Annotated in this window: 15 protein-coding genes; 1 reads left to right on the top strand and 14 read right to left on the bottom strand. The window is 46.8% G+C overall.

Going from position 1 to position 21,481, the window contains the following annotated elements; translation table 11 throughout:
- Positions 1-86: 86 nt before the first annotated feature.
- The 13 genes from fusA to ACR6HW_RS13695 form a co-directional block, all read right to left on the bottom strand.
- Complete coding sequence (gene fusA / locus ACR6HW_RS13755; RefSeq protein ID WP_455728299.1) at positions 87-2,168, bottom strand: elongation factor G; 2,082 nt, start codon at positions 2,166-2,168, stop codon at positions 87-89.
- 160 nt (positions 2,169-2,328) lie between these two features.
- Positions 2,329-3,147 carry a hypothetical protein gene (locus tag ACR6HW_RS13750; RefSeq protein WP_455728298.1) on the bottom strand — a complete coding sequence of 273 codons (819 nt, stop codon included), beginning with the start codon at positions 3,145-3,147 and terminating at the stop codon, positions 2,329-2,331.
- Between the two features lie 15 nt (positions 3,148-3,162).
- A complete protein-coding gene (gene nrdJ, locus ACR6HW_RS13745) occupies positions 3,163-5,514 on the bottom strand; it encodes a ribonucleoside-triphosphate reductase, adenosylcobalamin-dependent (RefSeq protein ID WP_455728297.1) in 2,352 nt (783 codons plus the stop codon).
- Positions 5,515-6,313: 799 nt separating this feature from the next.
- Positions 6,314-6,856, bottom strand: coding sequence for a hypothetical protein (locus ACR6HW_RS13740; RefSeq protein ID WP_455728296.1), 543 nt, complete (start codon positions 6,854-6,856; stop codon positions 6,314-6,316).
- A 320-nt stretch (positions 6,857-7,176) separates the two neighbouring features.
- Positions 7,177-7,776: a hypothetical protein gene (locus ACR6HW_RS13735; RefSeq protein WP_455728295.1), complete on the bottom strand. Its 600-nt coding sequence runs from the start codon at positions 7,774-7,776 to the stop codon at positions 7,177-7,179.
- 16 nt (positions 7,777-7,792) lie between these two features.
- Positions 7,793-8,812 (bottom strand): hypothetical protein, encoded by a 1,020-nt coding sequence (locus tag ACR6HW_RS13730; RefSeq protein ID WP_455728294.1) that lies wholly within the window; start codon positions 8,810-8,812, stop codon positions 7,793-7,795.
- A gap of 375 nt (positions 8,813-9,187) precedes the next feature.
- The gene (locus ACR6HW_RS13725) at positions 9,188-10,486 is read right to left on the bottom strand and encodes a glucose-6-phosphate isomerase (RefSeq protein WP_455728293.1); all 1,299 of its coding nucleotides are present in this window, start codon (positions 10,484-10,486) and stop codon (positions 9,188-9,190) included.
- The gene (locus ACR6HW_RS13720; RefSeq protein WP_455728292.1) at positions 10,476-11,444 is read right to left on the bottom strand and encodes an ROK family protein; all 969 of its coding nucleotides are present in this window, start codon (positions 11,442-11,444) and stop codon (positions 10,476-10,478) included. Before ACR6HW_RS13720 ends, ACR6HW_RS13725 begins: the two co-directional genes overlap by 11 nt.
- Positions 11,445-11,450: 6 nt before the next feature.
- On the bottom strand, positions 11,451-13,817 hold the full coding sequence (locus ACR6HW_RS13715) for a glycogen/starch/alpha-glucan phosphorylase (protein ID WP_455728291.1): 2,367 nt from the start codon (positions 13,815-13,817) through the stop codon (positions 11,451-11,453).
- Between the two features lie 44 nt (positions 13,818-13,861).
- On the bottom strand, positions 13,862-16,072 hold the full coding sequence (locus tag ACR6HW_RS13710) for a TIM-barrel domain-containing protein (protein ID WP_455728290.1): 2,211 nt from the start codon (positions 16,070-16,072) through the stop codon (positions 13,862-13,864).
- Positions 16,073-16,091: 19 nt separating this feature from the next.
- Positions 16,092-17,108 carry a LacI family DNA-binding transcriptional regulator gene (locus ACR6HW_RS13705; protein ID WP_455728289.1) on the bottom strand — a complete coding sequence of 339 codons (1,017 nt, stop codon included), beginning with the start codon at positions 17,106-17,108 and terminating at the stop codon, positions 16,092-16,094.
- Between the two features lie 216 nt (positions 17,109-17,324).
- A complete protein-coding gene (locus ACR6HW_RS13700) occupies positions 17,325-18,203 on the bottom strand; it encodes a B12-binding domain-containing radical SAM protein (RefSeq protein WP_455728288.1) in 879 nt (292 codons plus the stop codon).
- A gap of 15 nt (positions 18,204-18,218) precedes the next feature.
- Positions 18,219-18,857 (bottom strand): flagellar brake protein, encoded by a 639-nt coding sequence (locus tag ACR6HW_RS13695; protein ID WP_455728287.1) that lies wholly within the window; start codon positions 18,855-18,857, stop codon positions 18,219-18,221.
- A 147-nt stretch (positions 18,858-19,004) separates the two neighbouring features.
- Between ACR6HW_RS13695 and ACR6HW_RS13690 the strand changes: the two genes are divergently transcribed.
- A complete protein-coding gene (locus ACR6HW_RS13690; RefSeq protein WP_455728286.1) occupies positions 19,005-20,042 on the top strand; it encodes a M42 family metallopeptidase in 1,038 nt (345 codons plus the stop codon).
- Between the two features lie 357 nt (positions 20,043-20,399).
- Here the strand turns inward: ACR6HW_RS13690 and ACR6HW_RS13685 are convergent, their stop codons facing one another.
- Positions 20,400-21,413, bottom strand: a complete 1,014-nt coding sequence (locus ACR6HW_RS13685; protein WP_455728285.1) for an alpha-hydroxy-acid oxidizing protein — start codon at positions 21,411-21,413, stop codon at positions 20,400-20,402.
- Positions 21,414-21,481: the final 68 nt, after the last annotated feature.

Raw genomic sequence — 21,481 nt, 5'->3', positions numbered from 1 at the left:
TACATTGAACAGCCTTTCGTCGACCCCTTTCCGCGTTTTAACTTAAAAACCCGAGGGGGCTTCCCTCGGGTTTATCTAATGCTTACTTAATGCGCGTCGTTGTCCAACTTAACTTGTTCGATAATTTTCACGGCAATCTGTGTCGGCACTTCGTCATAACGGTCGATGCGCATATTGAACCAGCCGCGCGCCTGCGTCATAGAACGCAACTCTGTGGCATACTCGAACATCTCCGATTGCGGTGCTTCTGCGATGACTTTCTGATAACCGGTTTCATTAGGTTCCATGCCCAGTATTCTACCGCGTCTTCGGTTCATATCACCCATAATATCGCCCATGTATTCGTCTGGAATATAGATCTCAACATGTGCAACGGGTTCGAGGAGTACGGGACTCGCTTGCTCCATACCTTTTTTGAAGGCAATGTGCGCCGCCATTTTAAACGCCATCTCGGAAGAGTCTACTGCATGGTAAGAGCCGTCGAGAAGCGTCGCTTTGATGTTCACCACCGGACAGCCTGCCAATATGCCCTTTTCACAAGATTCGACCAATCCCTTTTCAACTGCCGGAATATACTGTTTAGGTACGGAACCGCCAAAGATTTTTTCTTCGAACACAAACGATTCATTAGACGGTTCAAACTTAACGTGAATATCGCCGTACTGACCGGCGCCACCGGACTGTTTCTTGTGCTTCCCTTGTACCGTAGCGACGCTTTTAATGGTTTCGCGGTACGCCACTTTTGGTTTTTCAAGCGTCACATCGACGCCGAACATGTTCTTGAGCTTGCTTGTAATCACCTGTATATGCATCGATCCTTGGCCACCTAAAAGCGTCTGTTTGGTTTCTTGGTTGCGCTCTACGGTGAACGAAGGATCCTCGTCCATGAGTTTGTGCAACGATGAATAAATTTTTTCTTCGTCGCCTTTGGCCTTCGGCTCTATGGCCATAAAGAGCGCCGGTTTCGGCAAATTCATCTGCCCAAAGGCGATGGGGTGCTCTTTGTCACATAAGGTGTCACCCGTTTGCGTGTACTGAAGTTTCGAAGTCGCACCGATATCGCCGGCGATAACGCGGTCGACTTCGAGCTGCTCTTTTCCCCTTAGGAGGAACAAGCTGCTGATGCGCTCTTTTTCATCGCGCGTGGCGTTAACGACTTCCATATCTTTCTTGAGTTCGCCGGAATACACTTTAAACAGAGAGATTTTTCCCACAAACGGGTCGACGATGGTTTTAAACACAAAGGCTGAAAACGGTTCATCTGGCAATACTTTGCGTTCCGTCGCCTCACCTGAATCGGGCATCTCGCCGAGGTAGACCCCTTCGTTTAATTCTTTTGGCGTCGGGAAGTAATCGTAAATCATATCCATCAGTGTATGGATGCCAATGCACTTTTGTACGGCACCTACGAGCACAGGGACAATCTCCCCTGCGATAACGCCTTTCCTAAGACCTTCGTGAATTTCTTCATTGGTAAACTCTTCGCCGTCGAAGTATTTCATCATCAAGTCCTCGTCGCTTTCAGCAACGGCTTCAATGAGCATGTCTCGAATCGGTTTGACGCGTTGCTCCATCTCCGGCGGTATCGGTGCGTCTTCACACAGCGAACCGTTATAGATGCGCCCCTTCATATCGACGACATTGACAAAGCCCTTAAACTCACCGCCTTCACCTATAGGAATACAAAACGGCGCGATTTTTTTGCCGAAGGTATCTTTAATTTCTTTGATCAACTTGACGTAATTGACGTTTTCTTTGTCCATTTTATTAATAAACATGATTTTAGGCATGTTGCGCTTCTCAGTAAAATTCCATGCTTTTTCAGTGCCGACTTCAACACCCGACGAGGCATCCAGCATAATCACGGCTCCCCCTGAAACCCTCAGTGCACCAAATACATCGCCGACGAAGTCAAAATACCCCGGCGTATCTAAAAAGTTGTATTTGTGCTCGTGCCATTCAATAGGGATAATCGAGGTGCCTATACTTGATTTGCGGTTGATCTCTTCTTTATCAAAATCTGAAACAGTATTACCATCTTCAACGCTTCCCATTCTCTTTGTTACCTTTGTTGTAAAAAGTAATGCTTCTGTGAGTGTTGTTTTGCCACTTCCGCCGTGGCCAAGAAATGTGACATTTCTTACCTTGTCTACTGTGTAATTCTTCATAGATAAAGTTCTCCTCTCAAGTTGATTCGTTGAATTGTTGCACTATTTATAATATTCTATACTTTACCCCAAAACTCCTTTAAATTCACACAAAAAATCCCCAACAATATAAAATTGTTGAGGATATAATCTGTATGCGAAAATTTAAACGCAAACTGTTCTATAAGATGCCCGACATCTTAGTGACATCCAGCCCTTTTTCTTTAAGTGCTTCAATCAAAACATTCAACCCAATAGAATCGCTTGGCATGTGACCTGCGACAACGACATTACCGATATTTTGCTCACGGACTTCTTTCAAAACGTCTTGAGGACAGTGCATCGCCACAATGGTGCCGACACCGGCTTCAAAATACGCTTTGTAGACATCTGCGCCGCCATTGGTTCCCCCTGCAAACAACACGAGGACTTTTCCGGCGTAATCCGAACCGCTCCCGCATCTTACAACGGGCTGAACAAGTGCATTTTTATAGATGTCCAGTGCCATTAAAGCGTCGACGACATCTTGCACTTTGGCTTTTGCATTGCCGTCTAAAGCGTCATTGAGATAATTCTGCGTAAAACGCTCCCCAATGAGATCTGCAGGTAAATGGATGTTCATATACGGCATATCCAGCAACTTTGCCGCAGAAGACGCGCGGTCGTAATTGCCGACGTGATCGCCTATTTCAACAGCGGTCACTTTTTTTCTCAGCGCTTTTTGCGCCTTGTTAATCGGCACGCCGTTTTCGACCATTTTGTCAATTTGAATGTCCATGACGTTGTGAAAATGCGCCGATGCCGTGTCTGCCTTCGGGTGATGACTGATGACGAGATCATAACCGAGTTGCTTTGCGAGCAAGAGCTCAGGCGTGTCCATGTCGACGCCGATAATCACTTTTTCAATCGACTCGCCGGGAACACTGATAACCGTATCCGCCGGTGCCGATTCCAATCCTGCTAAATTCAATGCCAATTGCAATATCTCTTGAGTATTCATGTTCAGTCTCCTTCGCTATCTTACCGGACAAGCGCCTGATTCACAGCCCTCGATGCCGATATCCAATTCAACTTCTTCTTTTTCGTATTTTGTGATGAGAGACGGTCTAAATGGCTTCATCTCTTCAACACGGCGTTTGTACTCTGCTTCATCGATTGCTTCATATGGCAACAGCTGATAGAAACTGTCGTCAAGTGGTAAGAACGATAGGGCGACCGTATCGTCCCAATGGTCGTAAACCCACTCCTCCACGGCTTCCCACTCGTCAGGACGCACGTGTACAGTTATCGAGCAGTTGTGATCGACGTAATAGTCCATAAAGAGTTTGTAGTTTTCCAGTTGCTCCAACGCACTGACTTCGTACTTGGTCTTGCCGTTTGGTGCTTTAACAGGGAACTCCACAACTTTTGTCGTACACGTTTCCCACTCTTGGCCAACTTCCGGTTTAACAGAGTAGCCCAACTCCTCACACACTTTAACAAGCGGGTCGTGAGAGTTGATGCGCACACGTCTGATGTAGTACGGTGAATGAGAATAGTGGACACCACTGGATACCGTCGGCAGCTGCGAAAGTGTCCCCTCTGGTTTTACTGTGGTTACGAGAACCGGTACACCGCCACCGAGCTCTGCCGCGTACATTTCCGCTTCTTTTCTCGCGGCGTCGCGAAGCTGTGTTAAGAGAACTTTTTGCTCATCTCTCGTCATTTGCGTCGCATTGACCATATCTTGCCATCCTGTGAGCGAGCACCCGAGGAGCTTATCTCTTTGTTGGACGTTGTTCCACATTGGGAGTTCGAGTTCCACACAGGTCATTCTGTAAGAAGCTCTTGCGGAATAACGCTGTGCTTTTAAAAGTCCCGGTACATCTAGGTTGCCGTTTTCGTCGACAAACGCAAAGACGTTAATGGTGGTCAAGTTACACAGGCCTTTGTTGTCGAGAAGAATTTCGCCACAAGGGTTGACGCCGTTGAAGTTCGGGCGTCTCTTAGAGCCGGCTACTTCGTTGACCCATCCCGGCTCTCCTGAATAGCGCATGCGCTCGAGCTGCCATCTCAGTTTTTCTCTTGTAGGCTTCTCCTTATAGTAGATGGAATTGTTGCTCATTTGACGGTGTAGAATTTCTTCGTTAACAAGCCACTTGCCATCTTCCATGGTGTACAGGTTGGATTTTGCTTCGATACACTCTTTGTCATCTGCATCAATTAAGACGATTTCTGCTGTTCTTCTCACACCGCCGACAACGACGTTTTCGCCGATGACATTGGCGATGTCCAAGCAATCGATACATCTCAATTTTACATTTTTAGCTTCTGCAAGTAAACCGGCTTTTTTAATAACGCGGTCGATTTTATGGAACATGTTCTTGAGGCTCGTGTGTCCACTTGCCGTTCCACCAAAAGTTCTGAGTTTTTCGCCCTTTGGTCTGACGTGGTCATAATCGATAATAATGGTCTTAATGTTTCGATACTCGTTGGTATGAATCAACTTGAGGAAGAAGTCGAGCGATTGAACCCAGCCTTCTTTGGAGTCGCCGATGGTGATTTTAACGGTGTTGTTGTAGAAGAACTCGAGGCTCGTGTTGTCTTCGCGCTCAGCTTTTGCAAGCGGCGTGTAGTCCTTGTGTACCACTTCAAAATCCGTTCTGACTTTTGGCAGCTGAGCCACATCGTCTTTCAGAATACGAACACCTACACCTGAACCAATCATCAGTAGATAGAAGATGTCTTTAAAGGCATCGAAATTATCGATGACTTGGAAACTACAGTTGTAGTTTGCCATTGGGTAGTACTTCGCAACCGGTGTGCCCCCGACCCAGAAAGTTCTTCCCGAAAGAAACTGTCTTAGATGAAAGATGTTATCGAACAGTTCTTCTGCCTCTGAACGGCTTGTCTTCACGATGGCACAGTTGTACTCTACTGCACGTCTAACGGTTTCCCACCAGTATTCTCGGCGTTTTTCAGCCGGAAGCCATCTGGAGTACGTCCGGTAGTAAACGAAGTCCCCCAATTGTTGCATTGGCGAATTCATATGCTTGTATTTGCTGATAAACTCGTCTGTTAGCAAGCGGTTGTCTTCGGTTTTGCGCATTAAACGCGTCTTATCTTTTTCATTTCTATAAATGATATAGCGCTTTGCCACGTCTTTTCTAGGACTTTCCATTAAAAGATCTTCCACAAGATCTTGTATCTCATCTACCGTAATAGGCAGCTCGCTCTCTTCTGCTACGCGTACGATTTTCTCCCCGATTTCAAGGCTCAGGTTTTCGTCCACCCCTTCTGTGGTTTCCATCATGGCTTTTTGTATTGCACGTGTGATTTTCTCAATTTTAAAATCCACGATGCCGCCATCGCGCTTTTTGACTTTCATTCAATCCCTCCACTCTTATATTTTCCAACATCATTTGACGCCCGTGCTTGGGCACCAAATCGATTTTCGCTGACGTCTTTTCGCGTTGGACATTCGCGAAAAGGCTTTCGGCTCAAATCTTGTTGTTTTTTTCGACAACATTTGATGCCCGTGCTTGGGCACCAAATCGATTTTCGCTGACGTCTTTTCGCGTTGGACATTCGCGAAAAGGCTTTCGGCTCAAATCTTGTTGTTTTTTTCGACAACATTTGATGCCCGTGCTTGGGCACCAAATCGATTTTCGCTGACGTCTTTTCGCGTTGAACATTCGCGAAAAGGCTTTCGGCTCAAATCTTGTTGTTTTTTTCGACAACATTTGATGCCCGTGCTTGGGCACCAAAACGATTTTCGCTGACGTCTTTTCGCGTTGGACATTCGCGAAAAGGCTTTCGGCTCAAATCTTGTTATTTTTTTCGACAACATTTGATGCCCGCGCTTGGGCACCAAAACGATTTTCGCTGACGTCTTTTCGCGTTGAACATTCGCGAAAAGGCTTTCGGCTCAAATCTTGTTGTTTATCAATTCAAACACTATATTTAGTATTTTGATATTTTTTACTACCCACATATTGTACCACCGGTCGGTTCTTCTGTAAATGCTTTTTAAGGTGATTTTAGGCGCAAAAAAAAGCGCACTTTTATCAAATGCGCTAATGCCAATCATTCGATACACACCGTTATTTTCGTATCATTTCGAGACCCTACACAAATGACACAAATCGTAAAATTAAAGATGCTGACGCAAATTTTACGTCACAATACTACTGTCCAAAGGCGTTGTAGGCCTCTACATCGACAAAAACTTGCACAGGCTCTTTCGCGCTGTTGTAGATATAGAGGGTGTAACGCATTTGATCGACATTGTAAGGCATCTCTTCTGTCCAAGGCATGCTCAGCGCAACGGTATAATCACCCAGTTTGCCGTCGCTAGGCACTGGCCCTTCTAAGAGATCGGTGCGCCTATCGCCATCGCGCGCTGCTTCCATCGGCTCAATTTCAAGGTAATACGTCACATCACTCTCCAGCTGCCTATAGAGTTCTTCATCTATACGATAAGCCAGTGTAAACACCAATTCTTGAGCCTCTGTATCAAAACGCACTTCAAAGCCACTGACTTTAAAATGAGGCGGTGAAAAATCGCAAAGTTCTTCTGACGCAGTTGTATCAACAGTTGACGAGGGCTCTACAGCGCCTTCGTCAGGCGCTTGCTCCGCTACCTCGTTCTGGCTCTGCTGCGGCCAGAGCCAGACCAACACAATGACAAGTGTTGTAAAGACTATTCCCGCCAAGTACTTTTTTTGCATAAAGTCCCCTCTCAATACATTCGTATGTAACTGTTTACAATTACATACTACGTTATTGGGGACGACCTGTCAATTCTTTGGAGTGAATGAAAGCATCGAGATAAATCAAATGACAAAAGTAGAATTACGTGTGAATGAATATCTAAAATATAAAATCATTAAAAAGCTAATCGATACGAGTAGCAATAAAAAAACAGCTTCACTTAAGTTCGGCTGTCGTATTAGAACGGGTAATTCATGGCGGAAGAGCACCAGCTTTTTACTGGTGCTCATATTTAATTGCTTTTGGGACATTTTCGAAAGTGATTGACAACTATTTTTTATATAGAAACATCACTAACATACACACGTCCTGTTGATTTATCATAACGAATATTGTATCCGTCAAATATCCATGCAAAATCCGTTAACCTTATATAGACAGTGTCCTCTTCTAAATACCTTGTTAGATCATCGCTTTTAGATGTAAAACCATGTTCTATAGACGCATCTAAATTTCCCTTAACATGATCCCAATTTATTAATTTAATAGTAAAAGCCTTAGTTACATCTATACCATTTTTTAAAATACTTCCTCTTCTTCCTGTACGTTTGATAACAACTGTATCTGTACCGTTAGTAATTGTAAAAGTACCGTGCACTTCATACGGATTATAATAATCTCCCTCATCTAAGTCCTTTTCAGGGTCAAAAGCTTCAAAATTTACTACATAGCCCAATTCTTCTGATAACGCTCTTAGTGGTAAATAGCTTTTCCTTTTATAAAGAAATGCATCCTCTAATTGTTTGTCGTTATAAAACAACTCTGTTGGGTACGCATTAAACGGCGTGCGTTTTCCAACATCTTCATTTGCATAAATTATTGTATTACTAATTATTAAAATACCCAACATCATAACGATTATCTTTTTACTAAACATAATGCCACCTCCCTAACTAATTATGACTTGCTGTCAGTGTTAACGAATTTGAAGAATTTTTAACCACACGACTTGCGTTTCCAGCTGTTGTACTTGTTAAAAAAGTCGGTGTTGCGCCATCTGTGTTTATACTTGTAAATTTCGCTACATTTTTTACGCCCGTTACCCGCTCTGTTTCATTAGCAACTGTAGACAACATTTTGAAAGCCGTACCAGTTCTTGCACCACTAACTTCAATTATACTTGTGTCTGGATACCCACTAGAACTCGCAGTACCTGTTCCCTGTTTATTGTCATAATAGGCTCTACCTACTGTTTTTAAACGTGTAACAATCTTATTGTTACTATTTTTATAACTCGGCCAAAAAGTAATCTGTACTTTCGTTGCATCTTTGTAACAATTTTCCCAAAACGCTTGATTGTCTCCACCTGCACCACCATATGTTTTATCTGGAGCATACATGTTACCGTCACCTACGCTAATAAATGGTACAAAACCATACAGTTTTTTTCCAACCGCTACAGAGCCCGCTAACCCTGCGTCTACTTCAGTTCCACCTGAGTTTCCTAGATAAATATAAGGTTGTGTACCTCCTTCACCATATGTTGGAACTTCCTTGTCGGTATAATAAGTATATCCCCATTGTGGTAGTGTTACAGTCGCTTGGATGTATTTTTTTCCATAATTAGAAACCAATTGTTTGGCGAAGTATCCATAATCCGTACGTAACATTTCACTCCTACTTACTTCTTGCTCAACCATTTGATCAACAATAACGTTTTCTTTCCCGTCAACAGCTTGATAAATATATGCTAAATCCTCGTCAGTATCATAATATGTGTAATTAAACGAATGTGAACTATGTAACCCCCTTAGTGCTTCTGGTTGTTCATCTTGCGCAAGTTCACGAGCCATAGCTAAAAATGATTCTTTATTCATCCTTGTATCATCAGCATAAACGGAAGTCGTAGTTACTGCTGATATAATAAATACCCCAGTTAATATCATCGATAGTATTTTTATTGATTTCTTCATAGTATTTTCTCCCTATTTTTTGCTATAAAAGTTTACAGTAAATATTCGATAACTAGTAGCAAGACGACAAACTATGATAGGATGACTCATATGAGCCCCCCTACATTCCACGCCCTTTTTCAAAATTTATTAACACTAGATATTATCATTGAACCTATGAAGAATTCAAGTAGCTACGTCTATATTTCATAAAAACGCCCCTTTCTTCAAATTACACTATAACATCATTTTCCATATCCTTTAAGCATATACTATCCCACGAAAAAGAGACTGTCAAGGAATATATAGACATTTCACTTTCTTTTTTTACTTTTTATACCCCCAACACATTTAAAGAGCCGATTGTCACCGACAACCGACTCTCAATACCAGACCTTATTTTTTGCCCAGTAACTTAAACATGTTTTTCTTATAGGCCTCTACGCCCGGCTGATCAAACGGGTTGACGCCGAGTAGATAACCGCTGATACCACAGGCCTTCATAAAGAAATACAACAAGAGGCCGATGTGATAAGCGTCTTTTTTGTCGATTTCGACGACGAGGTTCGGCACGCCGCCGTCCACATGTGCCATCATCGTCCCCTTGAAGGCATTTTCATTAACGGCGCTCATGGTTTTACCGGCGAGGTAATTGAGACCATCGAGGTCTGCGGAATCCGACTCGATGACCACGTCTTTCTCGAACTGGGTCACACGCACCACCGTTTCAAAAATGTGACGCGGCCCTTCCTGCACCATTTGACCCATAGAGTGCAAATCTGTCGTATTGGTCATTTTCGTCGGGTAAAGCCCCTTTCCGTCTTTGCCTTCACTTTCGCCGAAAAGCTGCATCCACCACTCGGAGAGGAAAGCCATAGACGGCTCGTAGTTCACGAGAATTTCAATTTGTTTGCCCTTGCGGTTGAGGGCATTTCGAACCACTGCGTATTGGTAACACGGGTTCGCATCGGTATCGACATTTCCAAACGCTTCATAGCCGTCTCTAGCGCCTTTTAATAGCGCTCTGATGTCAATACCAGCTGTTGCAATAGGGAGCAACCCAACCGGCGTCAAGACGGAATAACGGCCGCCCACATCTGAAGGGATGACGAACTGAGCATAGCCTTTTTCATCGGCCAGCTTTTTAAGTGCCCCCTTTTCCGCATCTGTCGTGGCGAAAATGCGCTTAGCCGCTTCTTCAGCACCGTACTTGTCTTCAAGTGCCTTTTTCAGAACCCTAAAGGCAATGGCCGGCTCTGTCGTCGTACCGGATTTGGAGATGACGTTTAAGCACACATCTTGCCCTTCGAGCATTTCCAGCAACTCGCTGAGGTATGTCCCGCTAATGTGGTGACCTGCAAAATAGATTTTGGGACCCTTGCGCTTTTCTTTCGGCAGTTCGTTGTAAAAACTGTGAGAGAGCGCGTCGATGACGGTTTTAGCGCCGAGGTACGACCCGCCGATACCGATGACAATCAGGACATCGGCCATTTGACCGATATGTTGCGCCGTCTGTTCAATGCGGTCTACAAGTGCCTCGTCTATACGCGCCGGATAATCCACCCAACCGACGTAATCGTTGCCGAGGCCCGTCCCGTTGTGCAACATGTCATGCGCCTTTGCTACGTGGCACTTCAGTCCCTCGTAATCGTTGGCGTTGAGCATCCCTTCTTCGTATTGAAATTTAAGCGCCATATATGCCTCCTATTCGGTGTAATTCGAGTTTAGCCAATAAGCCGGCGCCGATGATGCCGGCGTCGTTTTGAAGCTTGGCAACATCTATTGTCGCGTGCTTTGCCGCTTTAAAAAATTTAAGTTTCTCCACTTGTTCTCTAACGCGCTCCAGGAGAAATTCCCCTGCCATAGAGAGCCCGCCGCCGAGCAAAATGACCTCGGGGTCTATGGTGGCGATGATGTTCATAATGCCTATGCCGAGGTACTTGACCATGCGATCGACAACTTTTGTCGCCAATACATCGTCGACTTTTGCCGCCTCGAAAATCTGTGCCCCATCGAGCGTTTCCACAGCAGTCGTCCTGAGAACAGACGGCAAATCCGTCATTTCTAGGAGGTGGCGGGCATAGTGTATAATCCCCTTTGAGGAACAAAAAGTTTCAAGACAACCTTCGCCGCCGCACGCACAGGTATAAAGGCCTTCGCCGACCTTCATATGCCCCACTTCTGAAGCGATGCCGTGTACGCCGTTAATCACCTGTCCGTTGACGATAATGCCGCTACCTATCCCCGTGCCTAGGGTCAAGAGTACGGCGTTATCGTATCTGCCCCGTTGCGCCACTTCAAATTCTGCCACCGCTGCCACTGTGGCATCGTTGGATACAAAGACGGGGAGCTGAATATAACGGCTCAACACGTCGCGTAGCGGGTAATCGTACCAGTTGAGATTTACACAAGCCAGCACCCGCCCTGTCACCGGGTCAAAAATACCGGGGATGCCGATCCCCACGGCGTCGATGCGGTCTCCTTGTTCAGCTACAGACGCCAGATGCTGTATCAGCGCCACCATATCTTCTACAATAGCCTCCGGCGTCCGGTGCGCGTACGTGGGGACAGCGTGCTTTGCAAGTACCTGCCCCGCGTCGTCTATAAGGCCTGCGGCAATGTTGGTGCCGCCTAAATCAATTCCTATATACATACGCCTTTACACCCAAGTCTGTTCGATGTTCCAAATGTCATTGGCGTATTGGAGAATGGTTCTGTCTGAGCTGAACTTACCGGCGCCACAGATGTTTTTAAAACATTTTTCTGCATAGCCCAGTTCATCTCTAAAATCGGCGTCCACTCTACGCTGTGCTTCGATGTAACTGTCGAAATCGGCAAAGAGGAAGTAGTTGTCCGGCGCGTGCCATGAAGCCCCTTCGAGAAGCGATGCGTAGAGTTCCTTAAACATGCCCGTGCCACCGTCGTCAAAAGTGCCGTCAATAAGCGTGTTGACAATTTTGTTGAGGCGCGGATGACCTTTGAGGACTTTTTCAGGATCGTAGGTGCGCTTGAGCGTTTTAATATCCTCGACTTTCAGACCGAAGATGTAGTTGTTTTCAAGGCCGGCTTCTTCGACAATTTCCACATTGGCACCGTCTAATGTCCCAATGGTCGGCGTGCCGTTGAGCATAAATTTCATGTTCCCCGTACCTGACGCCTCTTTACCTGCTGTAGAAATTTGCTCGGATAAATCGGCTGCAGGGAATAGGCGCTCTGCATAAGACACCCTGTAGTTGGAGACGAACACCACTTTGATGCGCCCTGCGACGTCTTTGTCGTCGTTGACACATTTGGCAATTTCGTGAATGTACTTGATAATGCCTTTCGCTCTAAAGTAACCCGGTGCCGCTTTTGCACCGAAGATATACGTTCTCGGCACAACATCGATAGACGGATTCGCCTTGATGTCGTAATAGAGGTTCAAAATTTGGAAGGCGTTGAGCAATTGGCGTTTGTATTCGTGCAAGCGCTTAATCTGAATATCGAACAAACTGTTCGGATCGATTTCAATCCCTTCAACGGCCTTTATATAGTCGGCCAACTCGCGTTTTTTCTGTTTTTTAATAGCAATAAATCGGCGCAGTACCGCTTCGTCTTGTGCAAAAGCACTGAGTTTTTCAAGTTCCGAAAGGTCTCTCACCCAAGCGTCGGAGTCCAAAAGTTCAGTAATCATCTCGGCGAGCGGCTTGTTGGTGAGTTTCAACCAACGCCTTTGAGTGATGCCGTTGGTCTTGTTTTGGAAGCGTTCCGGATAAAGTTTGTACCAGTCTTTCAGTTCCTGATTCTTGAGAATTTCCGTATGGAGTGCCGCCACACCGTTGGTGGCATGCGTGCCGTAGATGGCGAGAAACGCCATGTGGATCAAGTCCCCTTGTACAATGCGCATAGACGCAATTTTACGCTTGGTGTACCGCTTCTTCTCCAGTTCGCGAGCAAAGCGGGCATCCAATTGTTGGATGATTTCGTAAATGCGCGGTAACAGCTCTTTGTAAAAGCCCACCCACCATTTTTCAAGCGCTTCTTGTAAAATGGTGTGGTTGGTATAGGCAAATGTACGTTGCGCGATTTTAAAGGCGATGTTGAAATTTAAGCCCTCTTCGTCCACGAGGAGGCGTATCAGTTCGGGAATTGCCACCACTGGATGCGTGTCGTTAAGCTGAACGGCATAGACTTCCGGGAATTTAAAGAAGTCGTCACCGTGCTTTTCTTTGAACTTGCGCACCAGTTCTTGAAGCGATGCCGAAACGAAGAAATACTGTTGTTTGAGTCTAAGAATCTTGCCTTCGTTCTCACTGTCGTTGGGATAGAGGACGCGAGAAATGTCCTCAGCGCGGTTCTTCTTCTCAACTGAAGCGTCGTAATTCTGATCGTTGAAGGCATCGAAGTCAAATGGCGCCACCGATTCCGCCTTCCAGAGTCTAAGGGTGTTGATGTTGTTTGTACCGTAACCGATAATCGGCGTATCGTATGGAACCGCTTTAACCGAGCCGTCGCTAAAAGTAACCGTCACCGATTCCGATTCTCTTCTCACAGACCATGGATCGCCGTCTTTCAACCAGTTGTCAGGCAGTTCTTTCTGAAAACCGTCTTCAAAATACTGTTTGAAAATACCGTAGTCGTAACGAATACCGTAGCCGTGTAGCGGGACGTTCATCGTCGCTGCCGAATCGAGAAAACACGCTGCTAGGCGACCGAGGCCCCCATTGCCGAGCCCCGCATCTTCTTCTGCCTCTTCCAACTCATTTAAATCGATATCGAGTGTTTTGAGCGCTTCTTCCACCGCTTCGTACTGCTTTAAGTTAATGAGGTTGTTCCCCAGTGCACGACCCATTAAAAACTCCGCCGACAAGTAAAAGGCCTGCTTTTGTTCTTCATAGACCGCGTTGCTCTTTGCCCAGTTTTCGGCGACATCCGCCATAACGGCTTTGGACAAGGCGAAATATTTCTCTTTCTGAGTCGCTGTATCAACGGTCTTACCGAACGCCGCCTTTAAAATCATTTGGATGTCCTCTAAATAACTTTTCATACTGCCTCCTTGGTAACGTTTCCATTTTTATAACTGTCTTTGCGTTAAACATAGTTGATAGGTGTTCCTTGCGTATTAAACTCTATTGTGTGTCCTATACCCTTTTCATCGAGAATATAAAAACGTATTTGCTTTAATTTGAGATTGTCTGTTTCCACGGAAACGCTATAGCCCTCGTCGGTGCGCTTGACTTCAAAAGTGGTCTCTGTACGCATCCCGTCCAAGTAATCAAACGTCTCGCCGTCATCATCGTAGAGTGTATACGTCGCGTACTCTTCCACGTAGCCGATGACATCGTAGCGATCGCTTTCCAAGGCTTCAACGTGAGATGCCGGCGCTACAAGCGGTACCAATTTGTTTTTTCTCAAAAAGAGCGGCGTCTCGTCCATTGGCACGTCGATGTGGTAGTCGCCGGGTTCATACAGGCGCCACTGCATCTCGCCTAGGGCCTCATATGATTTCAACGGCACATACGCCATTTTTTCCGGAACGTGAACATACCGTCCGACGGCATTCTGTTCGTATACCGGTGCGAGCATCACTTCTCGACCGAGCAACAGCTGATCTTCTACGCCCAGCACACGCCTTCCTGAGAAACGGTAACTAAGCGGTGCAAACATCAGCGTCTGGTCAAAATTGGCCTTCATAAACTCAGAATAAAGGAACGGGATTAAAGCGTATCTCAATCGAATGGTCTCTCTCACATTTTTCAGCACGGTGTCGCCGAACTGCCAAGGTTCCTGACGTCGCGTTCCCATGGCGCTGTGGTTTCTGAGAAGCGGTGTAAACAGGCTAAACTGCATCCAGCGCGTAAGGAGTTCGCCGCTGCAATTGGCACCGAAACCACCTGTATCGGCACCGGCATAGAGGAATCCCGCCATGTTCAGCGCCGGCATCATTTGAATATTGAGTTTGAGATGTTCCCACCACGAGGCGTTGTCCCCTGTCCATATCCCCGAGTACTTGGCCATGCCTATATGTGACGCACGGGTAATCATCAGTACGCGCTGACGCGCATCGTAGCTCTGGAAGCCCTCGAAAGCCGACCTGGTCATGTTGTAGCCGTAGAGGTTGTGCACGTCCCAGTGATTGACGCAGTTGCCGTCTACATCGTGGTACATGGCTTTGTAATCGCGCTCTGCGTTGGAAAGGTGCATAAAACGGTCTTTGAGTCCAAAGAAGGTGTAAATGTCGAGATTTTTATCTTCTTGTTCTCGAGCATAGGCAAACGCCTCTTTGAGACCGGTTTCAGAATAAAAGACGGCGGGTTCATTCATATCGTTCCAAAACCCCTTGATGCCCATTTCGAGCAGGAGGTGGTATTTTGCACCGAACCAGCGCCGGGTTTCGGCGTTGAGGAAGTCAGGGAAGTGCACGCGTCCCGGCCAAACTGCTGCGACGAACGGGTTGCCTTCTACATCTTTCACAAAATGCCGGCCTTCGATGCCTTCTTCGTAGACGCTGTAACCGTCTTCTATTTTAACCCCCGCGTCGATAATCGGCACGAGCTTTATGCCTTGCGATGCCATCTCGGCGACAAAGGCTTTAAAGTCCGGAAATGCCCCATCATCTATTGTAAAATCTTTAAAACGCGTCATGTAGTCGATGTCGAGATAAATGGCGTCTATTGGAATATCGTGTGCTTTAAACGTATCGGCAAGTGTCGACACAACTTCTGAATTTTCATAGCTCCATCGACTCTGTTGATACCCAAAGCCCCACTTTGGCGGAACGTAGCTGAGGCCGATTAGCGCTCTAAACGACGAGACGATTTCTCGAAAATCGCCACTGAACAGATAAATTTGAAAGCTCGGTTTTTCAAAATAGAGTTTGAGCCGATCCGATTCTTCAAACCCCACATCGAACTTGACCCATCCCGGGGCATCGACGTATACGCCGTAGGTCTCTTCGCCTACGACGACGAAGAAGTTGTGTGCGCCGTAAAGAGCCGATTTGTCCGGTGTATGCGACGGATCGTCTGCGCAAAATGCCTCATAGACAAAGCCCCGCTTGTTCATTCCGCGCACGGACTCACCCAAGCCGTAGACGACGTCGTCCGGTGAAAGTGCAAACTGCCAACCGTAGTGGCTTTCCGTATCGAACAGAGAACCTCTTAGTGCGGCAGCCGTCACTTTTTCAAAAGTGGGATCGTCTACGGTTTCCGTGGACACCTGATCGCCCAGTACGATTTTCACAACACCTGCTTCCGATTTATAAACTTCTATAGTTTCAGCCAATTGGTATTCTGACAACATAGTTGCCTCCTCTCTCATTCTAAAGGGGTCTTTCTGAACACCGTCTCACAATGTCCGTTTGAAACACTTCGTGTGCGTGTCCGCCGGCTTCGTCTAAAATCGACACGACGACGTCAGCGGCTTTTTGAGCCATTTGGAGGACCGGTTGATGCACTGTGGTAAGCGGTGGGTTAAAAAAAGCGGCGTATTCAATGTCATCGAAACCGACTATGGACAAATCGTCGGGAATTTTGAGCCCCTTCTCTCGTACCGCCTTGGCGGCGCCAATGGCCATAATATCTGAAATGGCGAAAACCGCCGTGATGTCAGGTGCTTTTTCAAGTAGACGTTGCATCGCTTCATAACCTTTTTCAAAAGAATAGTCTCCCAACTCGAAGTAACGATCTGTTTTTTCAATCTCATGTGCTTTCAGAGCCCTTAAATACCCTTCGGTACGACGGTTGCCTATGGAGCGGTCGCCCTCGCCGGTGGTAATCAATCCGATTTTACGATGTCCTTTCTCACAAAGGTAGGACACCGCCTCAAAAGCGGCCTTTTCGTTATCGATGAGCACACTGGAGTACAGGGTTTTATCGAGATGGGTTGGAATTTCTGTGGAAGCCAGTACCACGGGCACGCGCAAGCGCTTAATGTCTTCCGCGGTCATTTCGTCGAAGTCCCCGCCGAGGCAAATAATCCCCTTGAGTTTTTTTTCCATGATAAACTCATGTGCCGCATCGACGTCTTTGAGCGATTCTCGATTGTAGTGCAGCACTGCGGTGTACTGTTCCTTGGCCAGCTCTTTTTCGATTACTTCAACCATTTGTGCAAAGAAGGGGTTGAACATCCCCTTGACTAAGATGCCCACATGGTTGGTATCGAGGCGCTTTAAGTTTCGAGCGCTGTTGTTGGGAATGTAATTGTAAGTCTCAATAATCTCGAGCACCCGTTGCCGCGTATCCGCCTTTACATCGGGGTGTTCATTAATAACTCTCGAGACCGTGCTGACGCCGACACCTGCCAGCTTTGCTATATCTTTAATGTTTAAATTGCGCATGGTCATTCCTTTCAAAACAGTTATGGAATCGTTTTCGGAAACGGTTCCATTTTTAATGAGTATACCACAATTGTTTCGGTTTATAAAGTGAAAATGACATAAAAAAAACCCTTATACAAGGGTTTTGGAAGTATAGGGCCGCTGAGAGACGCATGCTGTTGCCCCTCTGTCTTTTGGCGCTGTGGCACACCGGTACAACAACCGCAGTTTTAGCCTCTAAAGGCTTCTCAATTTCGTCTCTTTGACCAACGCAAGAAACTCGGGGTCTCGCCTCAGGCCGTCAATATCTTCGAGAATAGCCGTCTTCTCTTGTGGCAATACGCCTGAAAACGCAATAAAATTAGAGGCGTGGTTGGCTCTAAACACGGTGTGATGCGTTTCAATCGCCTCGACGAGTTGATAGGTCTCTTCCAAGAGTTCGTCGACATCGGGGACTGTAAACACCCCCGCCTGTACGTCTTTGTAAAGCGGTGTTCCCGGCTCCACCATCAGTGTTAAAAGACCTAGGTATTCGGGTTCGATGGCACTGATGACCCGTGCCGTTTCCACGGCGTGCGCCGTCCTATGCGTGCAACCGCCCAGTCCGGATATCACCGTTACCGACAGAGTGAAGCCGGCGCGTCTGATTTTTTGACCCGCCTCAATCATTTCTTCTGACGTTACACCTTTTTTAATGCGCTTGAGCAAGGTGTCACTGCCGGTTTCTACGCCCATGTACACCATGGTCAATCCATGTGCATAAAGGGTTTTTAGCGCTTCGTCGCTTTTGTTTAAAATGTCCTTCGGCGTCGCGTAACACGAGACCCGTTCCACATTTGGAAAATGCGCCTTTATAAAGTTCAAAATGGTGAGCAAATGCTCTGTTTTTAAAACGAGTGCGTCGCCGTCGGCGAGGAATATCCGCTTCACGTGTCGATGGGTATCGCAAATGGCTTCAAGCTGAGACAAAATGTCGTCTACCGGTACGATTTTGAAGGGTTTGCCCTTATACATGCTGCAAAAGGTGCAGGTGTTGTGGGCGCAACCCGTGGTCACTTGTACAATTAAACTCTTTGCTTCACTTGGGGGTCTGTACACAGGTGCTGTATAATTCACGATTGTTTTCTCTCCTTATTGATGCGCTCTGTTTCTCAGGCGCTTACTCTGCTCTTTTAAAACGTAGGCCATGAGTTTGGACTGCGTTCCCTCGTCAAGTCGTTCAAACTGAAGGCGCAATACATAATGCCGGTTCGGTTCTTCTCGGCACTCCAGAACGCGCCCCTGAAGTTGTAGTGCCTGCTCTTCTAGAGCCATCGAAAGTTGTATGGTGCTACCGGCAATTAGAGGCTCTGAGATGGCGCATTTCGCACCGCCGGCACTGAGATCGCGCGTCACGACATCGTAAATATGCCGTTCGCCGGCGGATACAGTGGCGGGCTTTGAAGTCTGTAACCGATAGTAAGAGCGCCGCTGCAAATTGTCGACACCCCCTGTCACCACAATTTGTATAAGTGCGCCGTTTTCATAAGGCACCCATTTTTCAATGTGCCCGATACATTTGACGATGCCCGACTTTCGATTTCTCAACAGCATCTCGACGTTGCCCGCCTCGCCCACTTTAATGTGCCGTTGGGTTTGCAGGATTAACTTATCACGGTCGTACACAGTTTCAAGTGCCGCATCTAAAGTGTATGTATCGCCATTTTGACCTCTGATTTTCAGTTCACAACAATCGCCTTCCGCCACGAGTGCGGACATGTTGCGCTTCATAAAAGCCACCTCCTCGATAGGTTATATCTATTATATACAATTTTTTCACCTGTCGCAAACACAGCAAAATTTTTTATAAAATTATGCTATAATAGAGGCGTTGTTGAGCATACAAAACACACTATAACGCGAACACTGGAGGTTCTTATGTTAATCGACAAAAAACACCTAATGGACCGCATGGCCCACTACCTCAGCATCCCGTCACCTGCCGGCTATACTTACAAAGCACTCGACGCTGTCAAAGCCGATTTTGAAGCACTCGGCTATGCAGTGACCGCCACCAACAAGGGGGCACTTATTGTAGAAATCCCCGGTAAATCTACTGATGAAAAGGTAATGATTGCCGCTCATATCGATACCCTAGGTGGCATTGTAAAAGCCATTACACCAGACGGTCGTTTAAGATACCATAAGCTCGGCGGCGGTTCTTACCATGCAACTGAAGGTGAGAACGTCACGCTCTTTACAACAGACGACAAGGTCTTTAGAGGGTCGATGATTCCCAAGCAGGCGTCTACGCACATCTACGGTGAAGTGGCTCGCACTGTCGGCAGAGATGAACACAACGTCTTTGTTCGTTTGGACGAACGCGTGAAAAATGCCGAAGACGTTCGCGCACTGGGCATTGCCGTTGGCGATATCCTCGCTTTCGACACGCGATTTGAAGTCACCGCCAGCGATTTTATCAAGAGCCGCTACTTAGACGATAAATCTTGCGTCGCCATGCTCGTGGAAATCGCACGCTATCTCAAAGCACAAAGCGAAGAGCCGGCGTACACGACGTACTTCTACATTTCTAACTATGAAGAAGTTTCCCACGGTATCTCTGTTGTAGACAGTGGCGTCACTGAAATTCTCGCTTTGGACATCGGCACCGTCGGCGGCGATCAAACCTCTGACGAGTTCTCTGTCTGTATCGCAGCAAAAGACAACAAAGGACCTTACGACTACGCCTTTAGAAAACTCTTGACGCAGCTCTGTAAGACCCATGACATTCCACACAAAGTCGATGTGTACAACCGTTACGGCTCAGATGCTTCTGCAGCAGTTCATCACGGCTTTGACGTGCGCCACGCCTGTATCGGTCCCGGAGTAGACGCCACACATCATTACGAACGCACACATTACGAGAGCATTGAAGCGACGACGCAACTCATCTACCGCTACATGATGCGCGGCTAGTGTCCTGTCTCGTTGAGATTTAATTAAAACTGCCAGATAGTTTGTATCCGTGCAAGGCAAAATATCGACGACAATGCGGGACATTGTCGAGAGATTTTAACGCCGCAATGATGCAGAGTAGATGTGCAGTTTTTTTAATTGTGAACGAGACAGGACACTGATGTCCTGTCTCGTTGAGATTTAATTAAAACTGCCCAATAGGTCGTATCACTGCAAGGTAAAAACGCTCTCGACACTACAGAATAGCGTCGAGAGCGTTTAATGCGGAAATGGTGCGGCGTAGGTGAGCAGTTTTTTATTGCAAGCAACACCGTATACGGGTACCCTCTTGGTTAGCATCCAACCGATCGCCGAGTTCTAAACCCACCGCACATGTGACGCCTTAATGTCAGCTATTTCGGCACATCCGGTCATGACCATTGCACTTGCAAGTTCGGATTGATACTGCGCCATTAGGTCGGCCACCGCTGCTTTTCCGCCACCGTAAACCGCGGTGACAAATGGTCTCGCAATAATGACCCCATCTGCACCTAACGCCAAGGCTTTAAACACATCGATCCCCGACCGGAAACCACCGTCTATAAAGACCTTCAACCGGCCTTCTACGGCGTCTACAATTTCCTCCAGAACTGAAATCGTCGACGGCGTCTCATCTAAAACTCTACCGCCGTGATTGGAGACGACAATGCCGTAAGCCCCCGCCTCAATAGCTTTAAGTGCGCCTGCTCGCGTCATAATGCCCTTTAGAACAACCGGTTTTTCGCACGTTTTAATCACAGCCTTCAGCACTTCAGGTGACTTAGGCGACACGCGTTTTTCTTTTCCCGCTAAAATAGGCAGGCCCGCCGCATCGATATCCATAGCCACTGCTTTTGCCCCTGCGCGTTCAGCGATGCGCATTTTCGCCTCAATCAATGCCGGTTCCCACGGTTTAATCGTCGGCACACCACGGCCCTCTAACGCCGCAATGGCCTCTCCTGTGGAAACAAACACCTCGTCTTGAACGCCATCCCCTGTGAAGGCTAACGTTCCCGCCTCTACACAGCCTTCCAACAGTGCTTTAGAATAGGTGTAGTCGCTGTACAAATCGCTGTAATGAAGTTGAACAGCACCGATAGGCCCTGCAAAAATCGGCGCGGAGAACTGTTCGCCAAACACTGTCGTGGAGGTGTCCGCCTTTGTGACGTCGTGCAACGTATCCATATTCAGCGTCAGGCGCCTCAAATCGTCGTAATTTCTCACAAATCCCGCTCCAGTACCCTTGCCGCCTGGTCCAGGAATAACCCCTCTGCACGCCACACCGTTACACACGCGGCAAACTTTGCAATAAATGCCAATCGTTGTTTTCGCTCTTTCCTTATACGTCTGCATTGTCCCACTCCTTTTATATTATAGGTTCTAAAGCCTATTATAGCCCCAACTATGCCATGCATCAAGCG

The sequence above is a fragment of the Fusibacter sp. JL298sf-3 genome (genome assembly GCF_053842995.1).
Note: the sequence above shows the minus strand (reverse complement) of the source record. Positions and strands in the feature narration are given on the sequence as shown.

Coding starts and splice junctions, on each gene's coding strand:
- fusA (WP_455728299.1), bottom strand. CDS start 2,168: ATGAAGAATTACACAGTAGACAAGGTAAGAAATGTCACATTTCTTGGC.
- ACR6HW_RS13750 (WP_455728298.1), bottom strand. CDS start 3,147: ATGAATACTCAAGAGATATTGCAATTGGCATTGAATTTAGCAGGATTG.
- nrdJ (WP_455728297.1), bottom strand. CDS start 5,514: ATGAAAGTCAAAAAGCGCGATGGCGGCATCGTGGATTTTAAAATTGAG.
- ACR6HW_RS13740 (WP_455728296.1), bottom strand. CDS start 6,856: ATGCAAAAAAAGTACTTGGCGGGAATAGTCTTTACAACACTTGTCATT.
- ACR6HW_RS13735 (WP_455728295.1), bottom strand. CDS start 7,776: ATGTTTAGTAAAAAGATAATCGTTATGATGTTGGGTATTTTAATAATT.
- ACR6HW_RS13730 (WP_455728294.1), bottom strand. CDS start 8,812: ATGAAGAAATCAATAAAAATACTATCGATGATATTAACTGGGGTATTT.
- ACR6HW_RS13725 (WP_455728293.1), bottom strand. CDS start 10,486: ATGGCGCTTAAATTTCAATACGAAGAAGGGATGCTCAACGCCAACGAT.
- ACR6HW_RS13720 (WP_455728292.1), bottom strand. CDS start 11,444: ATGTATATAGGAATTGATTTAGGCGGCACCAACATTGCCGCAGGCCTT.
- ACR6HW_RS13715 (WP_455728291.1), bottom strand. CDS start 13,817: ATGAAAAGTTATTTAGAGGACATCCAAATGATTTTAAAGGCGGCGTTC.
- ACR6HW_RS13710 (WP_455728290.1), bottom strand. CDS start 16,072: ATGTTGTCAGAATACCAATTGGCTGAAACTATAGAAGTTTATAAATCG.
- ACR6HW_RS13705 (WP_455728289.1), bottom strand. CDS start 17,108: ATGCGCAATTTAAACATTAAAGATATAGCAAAGCTGGCAGGTGTCGGC.
- ACR6HW_RS13695 (WP_455728287.1), bottom strand. CDS start 18,857: ATGAAGCGCAACATGTCCGCACTCGTGGCGGAAGGCGATTGTTGTGAA.
- ACR6HW_RS13690 (WP_455728286.1), top strand. CDS start 19,005: ATGTTAATCGACAAAAAACACCTAATGGACCGCATGGCCCACTACCTC.
- ACR6HW_RS13685 (WP_455728285.1), bottom strand. CDS start 21,413: ATGCAGACGTATAAGGAAAGAGCGAAAACAACGATTGGCATTTATTGC.